The 14,647-nt window shown below is 70.2% G+C and carries 18 protein-coding genes; 6 read left to right on the top strand and 12 right to left on the bottom strand.

Annotated features, from left to right (window positions below; translation table 11 throughout):
• Positions 1 to 127 precede the first annotated feature (127 nt).
• Positions 128 to 2,446, top strand: coding sequence for a serine/threonine-protein kinase (locus PV419_RS12500; RefSeq protein WP_319688030.1), 2,319 nt, complete (start codon positions 128 to 130; stop codon positions 2,444 to 2,446).
• A gap of 90 nt (positions 2,447 to 2,536) precedes the next feature.
• On the opposite strand, the gene PV419_RS12495 is transcribed toward PV419_RS12500, so the two are convergent.
• The 4 genes from PV419_RS12495 to PV419_RS12480 form a co-directional block, all read right to left on the bottom strand.
• Positions 2,537 to 2,953, bottom strand: coding sequence for a PIN domain-containing protein (locus tag PV419_RS12495; RefSeq protein ID WP_319688029.1), 417 nt, complete (start codon positions 2,951 to 2,953; stop codon positions 2,537 to 2,539).
• A 2-nt stretch (positions 2,954 to 2,955) separates the two neighbouring features.
• Positions 2,956 to 3,198, bottom strand: a complete 243-nt coding sequence (locus PV419_RS12490) for a type II toxin-antitoxin system VapB family antitoxin (RefSeq protein ID WP_319688028.1) — start codon at positions 3,196 to 3,198, stop codon at positions 2,956 to 2,958.
• A gap of 85 nt (positions 3,199 to 3,283) precedes the next feature.
• The gene (locus tag PV419_RS12485; RefSeq protein WP_319688027.1) at positions 3,284 to 4,201 is read right to left on the bottom strand and encodes a helix-turn-helix domain-containing protein; all 918 of its coding nucleotides are present in this window, start codon (positions 4,199 to 4,201) and stop codon (positions 3,284 to 3,286) included.
• Positions 4,202 to 4,626: 425 nt separating this feature from the next.
• On the bottom strand, positions 4,627 to 5,064 hold the full coding sequence (locus PV419_RS12480) for an ATP-binding protein (protein ID WP_319688026.1): 438 nt from the start codon (positions 5,062 to 5,064) through the stop codon (positions 4,627 to 4,629).
• Positions 5,065 to 5,217: 153 nt separating this feature from the next.
• On the opposite strand from PV419_RS12480, the gene PV419_RS12475 reads away from it, so the two are divergent.
• Entirely contained in the window at positions 5,218 to 6,039 is an 822-nt protein-coding gene (locus PV419_RS12475; protein ID WP_319688025.1) for a helix-turn-helix transcriptional regulator, read from the top strand.
• Complete coding sequence (locus PV419_RS12470) at positions 6,036 to 6,278, top strand: DUF397 domain-containing protein (protein WP_319688024.1); 243 nt, start codon at positions 6,036 to 6,038, stop codon at positions 6,276 to 6,278. The genes PV419_RS12475 and PV419_RS12470 overlap by 4 nt, the downstream gene beginning before the upstream one ends.
• Before the next feature lie 70 nt (positions 6,279 to 6,348).
• Here the strand turns inward: PV419_RS12470 and PV419_RS12465 are convergent, their stop codons facing one another.
• Positions 6,349 to 6,792 carry a hypothetical protein gene (locus PV419_RS12465; protein ID WP_319688023.1) on the bottom strand — a complete coding sequence of 148 codons (444 nt, stop codon included), beginning with the start codon at positions 6,790 to 6,792 and terminating at the stop codon, positions 6,349 to 6,351.
• A gap of 31 nt (positions 6,793 to 6,823) precedes the next feature.
• On the bottom strand, positions 6,824 to 7,771 hold the full coding sequence (locus tag PV419_RS12460; protein WP_319688181.1) for an NAD(P)-dependent oxidoreductase: 948 nt from the start codon (positions 7,769 to 7,771) through the stop codon (positions 6,824 to 6,826).
• A gap of 49 nt (positions 7,772 to 7,820) precedes the next feature.
• On the opposite strand from PV419_RS12460, the gene PV419_RS12455 reads away from it, so the two are divergent.
• Genes PV419_RS12455 through PV419_RS12445 form a run of 3 tightly spaced genes read left to right on the top strand, consistent with a single transcriptional unit; the run spans position 7,821 to position 9,105 of the window.
• Complete coding sequence (locus tag PV419_RS12455; protein WP_319688022.1) at positions 7,821 to 8,405, top strand: TetR/AcrR family transcriptional regulator; 585 nt, start codon at positions 7,821 to 7,823, stop codon at positions 8,403 to 8,405.
• A gap of 20 nt (positions 8,406 to 8,425) precedes the next feature.
• Positions 8,426 to 8,710 (top strand): hypothetical protein, encoded by a 285-nt coding sequence (locus tag PV419_RS12450; RefSeq protein WP_319688021.1) that lies wholly within the window; start codon positions 8,426 to 8,428, stop codon positions 8,708 to 8,710.
• Complete coding sequence (locus PV419_RS12445) at positions 8,707 to 9,105, top strand: hypothetical protein (protein ID WP_319688020.1); 399 nt, start codon at positions 8,707 to 8,709, stop codon at positions 9,103 to 9,105. Before PV419_RS12450 ends, PV419_RS12445 begins: the two co-directional genes overlap by 4 nt.
• Positions 9,106 to 9,133: 28 nt before the next feature.
• On the opposite strand, the gene PV419_RS12440 is transcribed toward PV419_RS12445, so the two are convergent.
• The 6 genes from PV419_RS12440 to PV419_RS12415 all read right to left on the bottom strand — a co-directional run bounded on the left by PV419_RS12440 (position 9,134) and on the right by PV419_RS12415 (position 14,534).
• A complete protein-coding gene (locus PV419_RS12440) occupies positions 9,134 to 9,958 on the bottom strand; it encodes a carbon-nitrogen hydrolase family protein (RefSeq protein ID WP_319688019.1) in 825 nt (274 codons plus the stop codon).
• 136 nt (positions 9,959 to 10,094) lie between these two features.
• On the bottom strand, positions 10,095 to 11,120 hold the full coding sequence (locus PV419_RS12435; RefSeq protein WP_319688018.1) for an ABC transporter permease subunit: 1,026 nt from the start codon (positions 11,118 to 11,120) through the stop codon (positions 10,095 to 10,097).
• Positions 11,117 to 12,043 carry an ABC transporter ATP-binding protein gene (locus PV419_RS12430; protein ID WP_319688017.1) on the bottom strand — a complete coding sequence of 309 codons (927 nt, stop codon included), beginning with the start codon at positions 12,041 to 12,043 and terminating at the stop codon, positions 11,117 to 11,119. Before PV419_RS12430 ends, PV419_RS12435 begins: the two co-directional genes overlap by 4 nt.
• A 139-nt stretch (positions 12,044 to 12,182) precedes the next feature.
• Complete coding sequence (locus tag PV419_RS12425; RefSeq protein ID WP_319688016.1) at positions 12,183 to 12,845, bottom strand: response regulator transcription factor; 663 nt, start codon at positions 12,843 to 12,845, stop codon at positions 12,183 to 12,185.
• Positions 12,842 to 13,996: a sensor histidine kinase gene (locus PV419_RS12420; RefSeq protein ID WP_319688015.1), complete on the bottom strand. Its 1,155-nt coding sequence runs from the start codon at positions 13,994 to 13,996 to the stop codon at positions 12,842 to 12,844. Before PV419_RS12420 ends, PV419_RS12425 begins: the two co-directional genes overlap by 4 nt.
• Before the next feature lie 16 nt (positions 13,997 to 14,012).
• Complete coding sequence (locus PV419_RS12415; protein ID WP_319688014.1) at positions 14,013 to 14,534, bottom strand: metal transporter; 522 nt, start codon at positions 14,532 to 14,534, stop codon at positions 14,013 to 14,015.
• Positions 14,535 to 14,647: the final 113 nt, after the last annotated feature.

Below are 14,647 nucleotides of genomic sequence, written 5' to 3'. Positions count from 1 at the left end.
CCGGTCCGGGCAAACGAGGCGGCCCCGTCTGCGCTCGGCTGACGCGGCAGGGAGTAGGGGCGGGAGTGACGGCTGCGCCCTCGGCGCCCGGCCGCTACGCTTCGCTCATTCCGCTTGGGGGGCACGAATGGTGGCGCGGGTTCTGGTCGGGCGTTACGAGCTGGTGCGGTTCGTCGGCCGCGGCGGTATGGGCGAGGTGTGGGAGGGCCGTGACCGGGTGATCGGGCGGCGGGTGGCGGTCAAGCTGCTTCCGCACGACAGGAGCGATACCGCCGCTGCCGACTTGTTCCGCCGCGAGGCCAACACCGCCGGAGCGCTGAACCATCCCGCCGTGGTCACCATTCACGACTTCGGTGAGGACGCGGCGGACGGGACGCTGTTCCTGGTCATGGAGTTGCTCGTGGGGCGGGACCTGGCCTCGGTGCTGCGCGAGGACGGCCCCCCGCCGGTGGCCACCGCGGTCGACTGGGTCGCGCAGGCGGCGGCCGGGCTGGCCCGGGCGCACGAGGCAAACGTCATCCACCGGGATCTGAAGCCGGCGAACCTGCATCTGGCCGCGGACGGGCGGGTGAAGATCCTCGATTTCGGCATCGCCCGATTCATGGAGGCGCTGCCGTCGAGCAAGGTGATGGGGACGTTCCCGTACATGCCGCCCGAGCGGTTCGACGGGCACTCCGGCGATCCACGCTCGGACCTGTACTCCCTCGGCTGCGTCCTCCACGAACTTCTCACCGGGCGGCTCCCGTTCCAGGCCACCAGCCCGGCGTCGATGATGAGCGCCCACCTGAACCAGCTCCCCGCGCCCCCGGGGCGGATCCGGCCCGGGGTGTCGGCGGCCCTGGACGACCTCGTCATGGAGTTGCTCGCCAAGGCGCCCGAGGACCGGCCGGTCTCCGCGGCCCAGGTCCACGACCGCCTCCGCGCCGCCCTCTCGTCCCCGACACCCTCCGGCCCGAGCCTGCACGACAGCCTGCATGACATGGCCACGCGCACCGCCGACGCCAGGGGCGCCAGGGATATCGCACCCGCCGGCCCCGCTGCGCCCGCGACGGCGGACGCACTGACCGAGACGGCCGGGCCACCGCACACACCGGGACCGGCCCGGGCAACCACAGGCCGGGCAGGGTTCGTCACCCGGCGCAGGGCCTTGTGGCTCGGTGGCGCCGCCATCGCGGCCGGTGCGGGCGTCACGACCGGCTTCGCCCTTCTCAACGACGGGGCTTCTCCCGACGAGGGGAAGTCTCCCGACCACGGGACGTCGGCAACCGGGGCATGGTTCGCCGCCGGTGGCCAAAAGCTCTCACCCCCGGTGGTGGACGGCAAGGTGGTGTACATCAAGGGGCAGGACATCCAGGACGCCACGGTGTACGCGCTGGACGGGGCCACCGGGAAGAAGAAGTGGTCCCACCCCCTCAAGAACGGGGGCTACGGCCAAGCCGGCGCCAAGGAGGGCGACTCCCTGAACGTCCCGCCTCCGGCGGTGATCGGCGGAGCGGTGTACGTCATGGGCACGGACCAGGAACTCCGCGTTCTGGACGCGGCCACCGGAAAGAAGAAGTGGGATTTCTCCCCCGGCGGCAGCATCACCTGGTTGACGACGGTCGGCAGGACGGTGCAGGTGTACGTCTTGGACGATGACGCCATCCACTCCTTGGACGCGGCCACCGGGACCGAGAAGTGGGCTACGCGACGCGGAATCGGCGGTGTCAAGGACTATCTGGCAGCGGACGACGGGGCGGTGCACGTCTACATCGACGACAAGGGCGACATGCGGGCGCTCGACGCGGCCACCGGCAGGAAGAAGTGGGAGTTCACCGGCCGCTGGGCCGATCGGCTATGGGCGGTCGGCGGGCTGGTGTACACCCGTACGGTCGTCGAGCCCATCAGTATGTATGCGCTGGACGCGGCCACGGGCGCGCGGAAATGGGAGTTCGTCAGTCCCACTAACCAGTTTGCGGGCGGCTCCTCCAGTGCGCACAAGGGCACGGAGGTGGTCGGCGGAGTGGCATATGTCGTCGGGTCCTCCGTCAAGGATTACGACCAGAAGGTACATGCGCTGGATGCTGCCACCGGGAAGCAGAAGTGGTCCGTGTTCCTGGGAGACCACCTGGGCTTCGGCACGCTGACGGCAATCGATGGGGCGTTGTACGTACGTGGGCGCGATCAGACGTATGCTCTGAACGTGGCCTCGGGGAAGACGGAGTGGTCGATCACCAGCCCTGAGCGTCAGACGTTGGTGGGTGCCGACGGGGTGGTGTACGTCAGCCAGACCGCCGACAACCCCCACGTCCAGGCGCTCCATGCGGCCACCGGCACGAAGAAGTGGACCTCGGAGATCAGCGGCAGTTCCCTGCGGATCGCCGGGAAAGTGCTGTATGTCACCAGCAAGAACAAAGAAGCCGTGTATGCCCTGGACGCGGCCACTGGGGCAAGGGCAAGAGCCTGAGATATCGGGCGATGCCATAGGGGAGCCCGGCGGCCGCATGAAGGGCGTCGGCTGTCAGTTCTCCGCCGGGTAGCGGGGGAGGTCGTCCAATCAGCTCGGCGTGGCGTATACGTTGCGCTCTGTCAGGTCCGGGAGGAGACGTGCGGCCGCGCGGAAGTCGGCGTCGTCGTGCAGTACAACAAGGCCGTGGTGCGCGGCCGTGGCACAGATCAGCCAGTCGACAGCGGACAGGCTCTGGTGCTGACCGCGTTGAGCGAGGCGGTATTGGCTGGCTTCGATCCATTTCCAGGCGGTCTTTGGGACAGAGACATCCGGATACAAATCGGCGAACATCGCGTCCATCCCGTCGTACTCGTCGAGACTCCGCGCGGACTGCCTGAATTCTGTGCGCTGTGCGGCGCATGAGCCGATCGCACCCTCGTCGAGTTCGTGTTCCCATAGATCGTTCAACTTGCGATCTCGCTCGAGGCGCCAGACGGCGGTGGAGTCAGCGAGGTAGCGGATCATGGTCAGGCGGCGCCCTTCTCCGTGCTGTCAGCGGCGCCCTTCTCGGCCGCATGGCGCTGCCAGAACCCTTCCTCGTCCCAGTGCTGGGCCGCTTCGAAGTGGCGCAGGCGCGCCTCGGTGCGCGCGCGCCGCTCCGCGTATTCACGCAGGGCGATATTGACCATCTCCTTCTTGGTCCTGGCGCCGGACAGCCGCATGGCTTCCGCGAGGGCTTCGTCATCGATGTCGATCTGGGTGGCTGACACCGCTACCTCCGTAGCATGGGATACATACAAGGCTAGCGGATATTCCATACAATGGGAGAGTGCTTCGCTCAGGTGCCGGATCCGCTCAGGCGGCGACGCGCGTCCGGGCTTGTTGGGCCTCTCGGCAGTCTCGGCAGAGGCCGGGGCGGGGTGCGCGGAAGGCGCGGTCGCAGCCGCCGCAGTTCTGGAGGGGAGCTGGGCGCGACCTGGCTTTGGCTGTCGGCAGAGGTGGCGGGAGCTGCGCGGTGAGGCGGTGGGCGAGGAGCGCGGCCGGGTGGCGCAGGTTGGGTGGGAGGCCGACGGCCAGGGTGCGGCGTACGGCGTCGGGGGCGGCCCCGCGTTCCAGCCAGGCGGCCACGCCCGGGGCGAGGCGGCGTACGTCGCGCTCGGCCAGCAGTAACCGCTCGTCGTCGCGACGCAGCTCGGCGAGGAGCGCGGCGGCGGTGCGGTGGAGCTGCGGCGCGGGTGTATTGGGCTCGGGGAGCGGTGGCGGTGCCGTGGGGGTGGTGACGCTGCTCGGCGGCGGTGGCGGCGTGGTGGCCGCCGGGGGGCGTACGGCGTGCTCGGGCGCGGGCAGGGTGGGCCGCTCGACGACCGGCTCGGTCACGGAGGTCACGGGCTCGGCCGCACGGCGGGTGCCGGTAGCTCCGGGGACGTTGTACGACAGGGTCCGGGTGACGATCCGCCCCTCGGGCGTACGCTCCCGGACCCGCTTGAGATACCCGTGGTCCTCCAACTCCCGCAGCGCGGCGGCGATCCGGTCCCGCCCCTCGTGGAACTTCCCGGCCAGCGTACGGATGTCCACGGCGGCGCCGTCGGGCAGCGACTGGATGTGCGCGCCGAGCCCGATCGCGGTCAGGGAGAGGTCGTGGTGCTGGGTGAGGTGATCGCCGATGATCGTGTACCGCTTGGGCTGGTAGTCGCTGATCTGGGTGACTCCGCCTGCGGATTGGCGAACCACGGAATGGGCGCGCGGGTGCGCGCTAAGCTGCTGCTCAGCCATCGGGAAGGTCTCGCTTCCTCGGTGGTCAGGCCCTCGATCGGGATTGCGAGTCCCGGCCGGGGGCCGTCGCATGTCTTGGGTTGTCGAGCCCGAGCCTGCCTCGCCGAACCGCTTGAGCGCCAGCCCGGTTGGGCGGAATCACCCGCGCGGGTGATGGGGGTGAGGTTTGGTTGGGTTGGGTGGGTTCTTTCCAGCGGTTCTTTGTCTTTGATCGCCCGACGCCGGGGCGCACGGGCCACCGAGGACCGTCTTTCCGGGCTTCGGTGACGCCGCTGTCGGGCCGGGGATTAGGCTCGCTCGACTTAGACTAACTTGACAAAGTCTAACTCTGGAGTATGTCCACCAGGCCTCTTCGACCGCGAGACCGAGTGGGGCGACCTGGAGTGTTTCGTCTGCCCCGCATTCGATCGGGCGGCCGAGGTTGGTCAGGGGCGGAGGGTGAGTTCGGCCCAGACCGTCTTGCAGATCAGTTCGGGCACGACGCCCCAGCGGTCCGCCAACTCCTCGACGAGCAGTAGTCCATGGCCGTTCTCGCCGGGCTCGCTCGCGCCCTCCTTCGGGCGGACGTTCGGCAGCCGTTCCGGGCAGGGGTCCCGCACCTCGATACGGAGGGTCGGGCCGGTCACGCTGAGCGTGAGACGGAAGTTCCGGCCCGGTACGCGGCCGTGCAGCGCGGCGTTGGCGGCCAGCTCGGCGATGACCAGCGCCGCCGTCTCGAACGGCAGTCCCCACGAGCGCAGCCGCTCGGTCGCGAGGAGTCGGGCGAGGCGGGCGCCCTTGCGGGTGGCGGACAGGAGCACGGTGAAGTGGAGGGCGGCGGGGACGGAAACGGAAGTGTCTGTTCGAGTGATTTGTTGGCTCATGTCACTCAGCGTGGCCGCGCGTGCCTAGGCTGAAAAGTAGCGACGCCAATACGGACGGTGACCGTCCGGTGATGGTCCGGCCTTGTCCGGTCCGTACGCCGTGACGTGGCCCGGGGAAAGGCGTTGGGCACGGACGGACATCGGAGGTGGGGCATGGATCAGGAGTGGGATGACGACAGCGGCGCGGTGATGAGGGCGGTCGGCCGCCAGATCAAACTGTGGCGGGAGGCGGCGGGGCTGAAGCAGGCGGAGTTGGGGGTGCTGATCGGTTACGGGGAGGAGCTGGTTTCGGCCGTCGAGCGGGCGCGGCGGATTCCCCGGCCGGAGTTCCTGGACAAGACGGATGAGGTCCTGGGGGCGGGCGGCAAGATCGCGGCGATGAAGAAGGACGTCGCGGAGGCGCGATATCCGAAGAAGGTTCGGGATCTGAAGAAGCTGGAGGATGACGCGGGAGAGCTGTGCGCGTACAACAACTCGGTCATCCACGGGCTGCTGCAGACCGAGGAGTACGCGCGGGCGGTGTTCGGCGGTCGGCGTCCGAGGTTCGCCGAAGATGATCTCGAGCGTCGGGTGGCTGCACGCATGGCCAGGCAGGAGATCATCACCGTCGCCACCGAGCGGCCTGTCTTCAACTTTGTGCAGTGCGAGTCGACGCTGCGCCGCCTCATCGGGGGCAGAATGGTGATGCGTCGACAGCTCGAACACCTGTTGGGGATCGGCCAGTTGCGGAATGTGGACCTTCAGATCCTGCCTCTGAGTCGTGAGGAGAACTCCGGCCTCGGTGGTCCGTTCCGGTTGCTGAGGCTCAAGGATGGAACGACCGTCGGACACACGGAAGTACAGCTTTCCAGTCGTGTGATCGCCGCCCCCAAGGAGATCCATATCCTTGAGATGCGCTATGGGATTATCCGGGCGCAGGCTCTCACGCCGCAGGAGTCGCTGGCCTTCATCGAGAAAGTGCTGGGAGAGACATGACCCTCAAGCCCTTTGAGTGGATAAAGAGCAGCTACAGCACGGACGATGGCCCGGACTGCGTTGAGGTCGCCTGGGCCAAGAGCAGCTACAGCACGCCGGACGGCCCCGCTTGCGTCGAGGTCGCCACCACCCCCGACACCATCCACATCCGCGACTCCAAGACCGCCCCCCAGGGCCCCTCGCTCGCGTTCACCCCGGACGCCTGGACCCGCTTCGTGGCGTACGCGTCCGAGCGCTGATGCGGAGCTCCCGGCGCCGTTCGGGCCGGGAGCTCTCGCGGTGTCGACTCCCGAGAAGGGCCGCCGGTTTTCATAGATCGCTGAACTCGCTGTACATCTCGCACTGCGCGTACATCTCCGAGGCGCGCTCTTCCTCGCCGAAGTCCCTGAGCGCTCCGGCGAACTTGAAGCCGATGTTGTCGACCTGTGGATCGTCGATGCAGCTCTGCACCCACGACAGCGTGAACTGCATGGTTCCGTTCTCGCCAACGGCGAGCACCGCGCGCAGGTCCATGCCCTGCCCGTCGATGACACACCGAACACCGTGACAGGTGTCGGCCAGTAGCTCAGCCAGGTAAACCGAGTACGCCAGAGACTTGACCGCTCGCAGGGACGGTTCCTCGTCGGTGTCCTTCGCCATTGATCCGAGGACTCCCTGGACGAACCAGACGCTCTCGTCGGTGCCGTCGAGGTCCGCGCCCTGCTCCCGCGCCCAGTCCAGGAACCGGTGTGCTTCAGCCAAGAGTTCACTCATCAGCACAAGCTATAACCCCGGCAAGGTGCGGCTACGCCTCGGCCTTCTGCATGATCTCCAGCAGGCTGGAGAAGCTGTCCGCCGCGTGGCCCGCATCCATGCCGCGCCGGACGAGGCCGGCGACGGCGGCCGGGAGGGTGGTGTCGACGCCCGAGTCCGCGTTGGTGTGCAGGACGTGGTCGACGCTGGCCATCCCCATCGCCAGCCGGTCCACGTCGCCGGCGTGGTTGCCCGCGTCGATGCGCTCGGCGTAGAAGGCGAAGAAGCCGGGCAGCGAGTTCGCCGTGTCCGTGGCGTGCTGCAGGATATCGGCCGCCGCCAGGCCGTTGGCCTTGGCGAGGCCGATCGCCTGCCAGTAGCTCAGCATCGAGGTCCAGAACATGACCATGCCGAGCTGGTAGAAGAGCGCGGCGAGCCCCGGGTCCTCGCCCCGGTAGTCGGTGCGGCCGGTCACGACCTCGAGCACGGGCCGGTGCTTCTCGAACACCTCGCGCGGGCCGCTGTAGAAGGTGGACGACTCGGGCTGCCCGACTCCGGAGGGCGGCACGGTGATGCCGCCGGTGAGGTGCACGGCGCCGCGCTCGGCCGCCCAGCGGGCGGCGGCGCGGGCCTGCTCGGGGGTGTCGGAGCTGAGGTTGACCAGGACGCGGCCGGGCAGCGCGGTCTCGGCGGGGCCGAGGACGTCGTACATGGCGGCGTAGTCGGTGAGGCTGAGGATCACCACCTCGTTGGCCGCGAGCGCCTCCGCGACACTCGGCGCGAGTGTCGCGCCGCGGGCCACCAGGGCGTCCGCGCGGGACGGGGTGCGGTTCCACAGGGTGACCTCGTATCCGCGGTCCAGGAAGGCCGTGGCCATCGCCTGGCCCATGGGGCCGAGTCCGATGACGGCGACCGACTGCTGATGGGTGCTGCTGCTCATGTCGAGACCTCTGCTTCTCGCTAAAAAGAACGTTCTACTTAGGGCGCGGCGGAAACGTATCACAGCTCTAGAACGAACGCTCTACTCAGTCGCCCGGTACGGTGACCCCATGCAGACCAGCACCCGCGACCGGATCGTCGTCACAGCAGCGCGCCTCCTGCAGCGGCAGGGCTACGTCGGCACGGGCATCAAGCAGATCGCCAAGGAGGCGCAGGCCACCCTCGGCTCCGTGTACCACTTCTTCCCGGGAGGCAAGGAGGCCGTCGCCGTCGCGGCGATCAAACACGGCGACCAAGAGTTCGCGACGCTGCTCGCGAAGGCGCTGGACGGCGCGGAAGACCCCGCGGAGGCCGTGGAGGGCTGCGCCCGGCAGCTCGCGACGGGGCTGCGCGAGTCGGGCTGGGTCGACGGCTGCCCCGTCACGGCAGCCGCCCTGGAGACGCTCGGCACCGACTCGGAGATCCAGCAGGCGTGTGCGGAGGCGCTGCGCAGCTGGGAGGGGTTGGTCTTGGACAAGCTGCTGCGCTATGGCTTCGAGGCCGAGGACGGACGGGAGTTGGCGACCACGATCATCAGCGCCTTGGAAGGGGCGGAGGTCACGGCGCAGGTCAACCGCAGCGAGGAGCCCTTGCGGGCGGCGGGTCGGCAGCTGGCCCGCCTGGTGCGCTCGTACGACGTCCGGCCACCCCGCTAGCGAGCCTCTATAGTGGCGCTATGGCAACGACGACGATTCAGGTCTCCCGGGATACCCGCGACCATCTGGCCCAGCTTGCGAAGGAACAAGGCCTGAGTCTCGGGCAGTACGTCGAGCAGCTTGCCAAGCAACAGCCCACCGAGGCGCAACGGGCCGAGCGGCTGGCCGCCGACCGTGAGGCACTGCGCGCGCTGACCGGCTGCGACATCAGTGATGACGAGTTCGACCAGGCTCCTGATGTGCTGGGCAACATCTACCGCATCGCCGCGGAGAAGGTCCGGGCCGCGCGGGGCGACGCTGCGTGATCATTCTCGACACCGGCGCGGTGCTCGCTCTTGCCGGTGGGCACAAAGCCCTGAATCTCCTCGTGGGCAACATGGCCCACACCCCGGGTGACCGCCTGCGCGTTCCCGCCCTGTGTCTGATGCAGGCCGAGACACGAGATGAGAAGGCGTCCCGCATCGTGCTCGCCCTCTCCGGGGTGGCCGTCGATGACCTCGACACGATCGCGGCGGTGAGCGTCGGCACAATGATCCGGGATGGCTATGGCGGTCCTGATATCTGCCATGCCCTCTACTGTGCGCTGCCTCGCGCCGAGTTCACGGGTATGTCGATTCTGCTGACGGACAACGAGGACGCGTATCCGCCCGGGGTCCTCACCGTCGATATCGACTCGCCCGGCATGCTGGGCTTCCACTGACTCCGCGCTATGTGCGAGCGCTGATGCTTCACGCCGGCTCGGGGCCTCGGAGGTCGGCGAGCATGGTGTGGGCCTCGCGGGCGCGGCGCAGGTGCTCGGGGTCGAGGTCGGCGACGAGCAGTTCCGCTTCGGTGGGGCCCGCTTCGGCGAGGAGGCGGCCGGTGGGGTCCCAGACGGCGCTGGCGCCGCAGGTGTGCCAGCCGCCGGTGGTGCCGACGTGGTTGGCCAGCAGTGTGTACATGGTGTTGTCGAAGGCGCGGGCGGGAAACCACATGCGGGACTCGTGGTGGCCGTTGCCCACGCTGAACAGGGCGCCGACCAGGTAGGCGTGGCAGCCGTCGAGCGCGGCGGCGCGGGCGTGCTCGGGGAAGCCGGAGTCGTAGCAGATGCCCAGGCCCAGCCGCCATCCGTCGACCTCGACGGAGCACCCTGCGCGTCCCGGCCGGTAAATGTCGCGCTCGGAACGGAACAGCATCTGCTTGTCGTAGCGGGCCGCCCGGCCGCCGTCGGAGTCGATCACCAACGCGGACACGTACAGCTCGCCCGCCTCGTGCACGGCGGCGCCGACGACGGCCACGGTGCCGGTGCCCCGGCACGCCTCCCGCAGTGGGCCCAGCCGCGCGTCACCCCCCGACTGGACCGCGCAGCGCTCCGGGTCCGCGCGGATGAGTTCCGGCTCGTACCCGGTGAGGAACTTCTCCGGGAAGACGATCACGCGCGCCCCCGCCTCGGCGCCCTGGCGCACCATCGCGGAGGCGGTGGTGACATTGACGGCGACATCGCCGGGTGCGGGGCAGGCCTGGGCGGCGGCGACGCGGAGCGGGCGAGCGGGCCAGGAAGCGGGATCGATCACGGACGCCAGAGCCTGTACGTCGCGGTGACGACTCCGGTCGCAGGACCCGGGTTTGCCGTCGGGAAGGCCGACGGAAGGGATCAGGGAGCTCGAGCAGGCGGCCGGGCTCCCCCAACGAGGCGCCTTGCCCGGCGCTTCAGCTCGACCGACGCCGGACGCGCCAGAGGCCGAAGGCCGTCAGGAGGGCGCTGACCGCGAGGTAGAGCGCCGTCTCCATCCATTGGAACGGCCAATAGCGTTCCTTGGGGTGGTACGAGACGTCGACGTGGAGGTCGAGTGCGCCGAGGCACACCGCGGTGTCCCCGAACCTGCCGTCGGCGCCCGTCTCCGGTGGGTCGTCGAGGCACTTGTTGAACACCGCCTCGCCGAGTGACCGGCCGTCCGCGGTGCGCAGCGGGCTCGTGTGGCTGATCCAGGCGCCGGGGGCGTCGGGCAGCTCCAGGCCACCGATGACGACGCCGCCGCTGATGCTGCCCAAATTTTCGGCCTCGTTGATGGCCTGGGTGGTCATGGGCAGCGACGCCGACTCGGGGGACATGAGGTGGGGTCGCACGAAGTTGGGCACCAGGAATTGGAGCGCGAGGAAAGCCACGAGGGTGAGTGCCATCGCGGGCAGGGTCCGGCGCAGCAGAAGCCCGATGACGGCGCCGAGCACGACGGCGAGGGCGGCGTAGCCGATGGGCACGATGCCGCGGGCGCCGAACACCAGGGCCTCGAAACGGTCCTGGGCGACCTGGTCGAACGGGCTGGTCGCCCAGGTGAGCAGCGCACTGGCCGCGCCCGTCACGGCCATGGCGGCCAGACCGACAACCAGGAGCTTGGTCAGGAGCCATCGGCGGCGGGTGACGCTCTGGTTCCACACCAGCCGGTGGGTGCCGGCTTCGAGCTCCCGGGCGATGAGCGGCGCGCCCCAGAACGCGCCGATGACGGCGGGGACCAGCGCGAGCCCACAGGCGAGGAACAGCAGCGTGTTCTTGTAGGCGCTTTGGAACTGGGCCGCGGCCTCGGCGCAGTCACCCGCGTTCCGGCACCGTGCCTGGTACGCGTCGTGGGCGTCGCGGATGTCCAGGCCGAGATACCCCAGGTAGGCGGCGGCCAGAGCCAACGCGACGATGGCGACGAGCGCCTGGGCGCGGAACTGCCGCCAGCTCAGCCAGATCATCGCTCGTTCCTTCCCGTGGTGGCCCCGACGCGGGCGGCGGGCCCGGTCGCCCGGGTCATGTAGGCGAGGACGAGCTCTTCGAGCGTGACGGGCTCGACCGAGCCGGGCACCGGCAGCGGCGGCCCTCCCGCCTCGCCGCGTACGAGCGCGCTGACGCGCCGCCCGCCGTCCTCGTCCGTCACCTGGATGACCTCGACCCCGGCGGGCAGCCGGTCGAGTGCGTCGCGCGGTGCGACCAGCCGGTGGTGGGCGGCCAGCAGGTCGGGGATGTCGCCGGCGAGCTGCACCCGGGAGGCGCACAGCACGATGAGGTGGTCGCAGACCCGCTCGATGTCGCCGAGAAGGTGTGATGACAGCACCGCGCCGGCGCCGAGCTCGGTGACGAACTCCATCAGATTCGCGAGGAACGCCTGTCGTGCCAGCGGATCGAGCGCGGCGGCCGGCTCGTCGAAGATCAGCAGCTCGGGGCGGGTCGCGGCCGCGATCGTCAGCGCCAGCTGCGCGCGCTGGCCGCCGGAGAGCCGCCCGGCCTTCTGGGCCGGGCCCAGCCCGACCTGCGCGATCCGCCGCTCGGCCAGGGCCTGGTCCCACGAGGGGTTCAGCCGCGCGCCCAGGCGCAGGTGATCGGCCACGCTGAACGACCCGTACACGGGTGTGTCCTGCGCTACGAACCCCACCCTCGCCAGGTGCGAGGCGCTGGCCGCCGGGCGGGATCCCAGCACGTCGAGCCGGCCGGACGTCGGCTCGGTCAGCCCGCAGGCCAGGTGCAGCAGTGTCGACTTGCCGGCCCCGTTCGGGCCGACCAGACCGATGACGCGGCCGGGGGGAACGGTGAGGTTGATGTCGTTCAGCGCCGTGCGGCGGCCGTACCTCTTGGTCAGGCCCTGGGCCTGAAGTACCGGTGGGGATTGCTCGTTGGGCATGGCCCCATCCTGGAAACCGGTGCCGTTCCCCGGCACCGGCCCAAAGCACGGTCCTGGCCGCTGGTGACCGGTCTTTCGGCCGGTCTTTCCCGGGGAGCCGGGCCGGTCGTGTTTTTGTTCGGGGAGGAGGAGAGGGCCGCTACGTGGTACTCACCACGACGCGGTTCTCCCAGGCCCAGGCGGCGATCGCGACCCGGTTGCGCACCCCGAGCTTGCGCTGGATGACGGACAGATGGCTCTTGACCGTGCTCAGGGAGATGAACAACTCTGTCCCGATCTCCTGGTTGGTGCGGCCGCGCGCGATGGCCCGCACGACTTGGAGCTCGCGCTCGGACAGCGGCAGTGGCTCCTTGCCGGCGGAGCCCGGCGCCCCGGAGGCCGCCAGGTGCCGCAGCAGCCGAACGGTGACGGATGGTGAGACCAGCGCTTCACCGTTCGCGGCCGCCCGGATGGCCTCGACCAGCAGGGCGGGGCCGGCGTCCTTGAGGACGAAGCCCACCGCACCGCCGCGCAGCGCGCCGTACACGTACTCGTCCAGGTCGAAGGTGGTGACCACGACGACCCGCAGCGGGTCGCGCACACCGGGGCCGGCGAGCGCGCGGGTGACGTCGATTCCGTCGAGGCGGGGCATTCTGACGTCCACGAGGCACACGTCCGGGCGCAGCCGTCGGGCCAGGGAGACGGCCTCGGCACCGTCCGCGGCCTCCGCGACGACGCTGATGTCGGGCTGGTCCTCGAGGATGAGTCGCAGACCGCTGCGGATCATGGCCTGGTCGTCGGCGATCAGGACGTTGATGGTCATGATGGCTCCCCCGTGGGAATGGGCAGGGTGGCCCGCACGGACCAGCCGGCGCCGTGGCGAGGGCCGGCGGACAGCGTGCCGCCGAGTGATTCGACCCGCTCGCGCATACCGATCAAACCGTACCCACCGCGGTGTGCGGGCCGTCCGGGGCCGGGCGGGGCGTCGTCGACGACCTCGACGGTGACGAGTCGCGGGCCGTGGCCGACGGTGACCGACACCGAGCCGGCCTGCGGCGCGTGGCGCTGGACGTTCGTCAGAGCTTCGCGAACGATCCGGTACACGGTGCTGGTCACCTCCGGTGGCCACGCCGCTTCACCGTCGGAGCTGTCGGGCATCCGCAAACAGACCCGCGGGCCTTGGTGGTTGAAGCGCTCGACCAGTGCGCTGAGCCTCTCGGGGCCCGGCGAGGCGGGCGCCGCGTCGTCGCGCAGCAGCCCCACGACCCGGCGCATGGCGGTGAGGGCGTCGGAGGCACAGGCCTCGATGTCGGCCAGGGAGTCCGCCACCTTCCCGGGGTCCTTGCGCCCGACGAGCTGAGCGGCCTGGGCCTGGATCAGCATGCCGGTGATGTAGTGGGCCACAACGTCGTGCAACTCCCGGGCCAGCTCAAGACGCTCATCCCGGCGCACCCTCTCGGCGGTGGCCAGAGCCCGGCCGTCGAGTAACCGCAGCGAGAGCCCCACGACGACGGCGGCCAGCCAGGCCAGGCCGTTCACTCCGGTCACTCCCGTGATGCCGGAGGTGGCCGGTCGGGCGGCGAACTGGCCGCCGACCACCACCGTGAGCCCCGCGGCGGCGATGGCCCCGGCGGGTACGGGCGGCAGGGTCCGGATCGCGGTGCCCACGAGCACGGAAAGGCCGAGCGCTGTGGCGGGGCTCGGCTCCTGCGGCAGGTCGGCGAGCCCGGACACCGTGATGGCGGCGGCCGCGACGGCCAAGCCCGCGACCGCGAACCAAGCCCGCTGCCGACGACACAGCAGTGCGAGCAGGCACACCGTCACCGCGGTGACGGCGCCGGGGAGCCAGTACCGGGCGCCCCAGCTCTGCGCGATGGCGACGGCCTGGGTGACGAGCGCCGCGAGAAACAGGGCACCGAGTCCGGTGGCGGAGGCGATCCTGGCGCCGCGGTCCAGCATGGTCACCGTGCTCACGCTACAGATCCGCCGACTACCGGCCGTGCCGCTCGGCGGGGCCGCGGTGGCCCTTGCCGAGGGTCCGCAGGCCAACGCCCGTCACCAGGGCGGCGATCCAGGCCAGTGTGGCCAGCACCGGGATGGCACCGGCTCCGAAGATCCAGGCGCCCGCCACCACCGCGAGCCCCGCCAAGGCGATCCCGCCGGCCTGTGCGGGCGGCAGGGTCCGGATCGCGGAGCCGATGAGCACGGAAAGGCCGAGCGCTGTGGCGGGGCTCGGCTCCTGCGGCAGGTCGGCGAGCCCGGACACCGTGACGGCGGCGGCCGCGACGGCCGAGCCCGCGACCGCGGTCCGCGCCCGCTGCCGCTCGCGAAGCAGGGCGAGGGAGCACACCCCCACGCCGACGCCGGTCGTGAACACCCAGGAGGCCCCGCCCCAACTGCGGATCAGCATGAAGGCCGTGAAGGCGATCCCCAGCGCGAACACTGCGCCGAGCCCGGCGTTGACCGCGCCTCCGCCCGGCCTCGTGCGCCCGGCCGTGTTACCCGTATCCATACCGCTGACGCTAGAAACCGAGGGTGCAGGGCGGACCGGCCGAAAGTACGGTAACGGCCGCCAGGAGCCGTGCTTTGGTCTGATCCTCGTGTGACGCCGACAAGCGGCCCTCG

Source organism: Streptomyces sp. ME19-01-6, assembly GCF_033793745.1.
Classification (GTDB): domain Bacteria; phylum Actinomycetota; class Actinomycetes; order Streptomycetales; family Streptomycetaceae; genus Streptomyces.
This window is presented reverse-complemented; position numbering and strand designations above follow the sequence as displayed.

Excerpts from the sequence above, each read along its gene's own strand:
- PV419_RS12500 (WP_319688030.1), top strand. The coding sequence starts at position 128 with ATGGTGGCGCGGGTTCTGGTCGGGCGTTACGAGCTGGTGCGGTTCGTC.
- PV419_RS12495 (WP_319688029.1), bottom strand. The coding sequence starts at position 2,953 with ATGATCCGCTACCTCGCTGACTCCACCGCCGTCTGGCGCCTCGAGCGA.
- PV419_RS12485 (WP_319688027.1), bottom strand. The coding sequence starts at position 4,201 with ATGGCTGAGCAGCAGCTTAGCGCGCACCCGCGCGCCCATTCCGTGGTT.
- PV419_RS12480 (WP_319688026.1), bottom strand. The coding sequence starts at position 5,064 with ATGAGCCAACAAATCACTCGAACAGACACTTCCGTTTCCGTCCCCGCC.
- PV419_RS12475 (WP_319688025.1), top strand. The coding sequence starts at position 5,218 with ATGGATCAGGAGTGGGATGACGACAGCGGCGCGGTGATGAGGGCGGTC.
- PV419_RS12470 (WP_319688024.1), top strand. The coding sequence starts at position 6,036 with ATGACCCTCAAGCCCTTTGAGTGGATAAAGAGCAGCTACAGCACGGAC.
- PV419_RS12465 (WP_319688023.1), bottom strand. The coding sequence starts at position 6,792 with ATGAGTGAACTCTTGGCTGAAGCACACCGGTTCCTGGACTGGGCGCGG.
- PV419_RS12455 (WP_319688022.1), top strand. The coding sequence starts at position 7,821 with ATGCAGACCAGCACCCGCGACCGGATCGTCGTCACAGCAGCGCGCCTC.
- PV419_RS12450 (WP_319688021.1), top strand. The coding sequence starts at position 8,426 with ATGGCAACGACGACGATTCAGGTCTCCCGGGATACCCGCGACCATCTG.
- PV419_RS12435 (WP_319688018.1), bottom strand. The coding sequence starts at position 11,120 with ATGATCTGGCTGAGCTGGCGGCAGTTCCGCGCCCAGGCGCTCGTCGCC.
- PV419_RS12430 (WP_319688017.1), bottom strand. The coding sequence starts at position 12,043 with ATGCCCAACGAGCAATCCCCACCGGTACTTCAGGCCCAGGGCCTGACC.
- PV419_RS12425 (WP_319688016.1), bottom strand. The coding sequence starts at position 12,845 with ATGACCATCAACGTCCTGATCGCCGACGACCAGGCCATGATCCGCAGC.
- PV419_RS12415 (WP_319688014.1), bottom strand. The coding sequence starts at position 14,534 with ATGGATACGGGTAACACGGCCGGGCGCACGAGGCCGGGCGGAGGCGCG.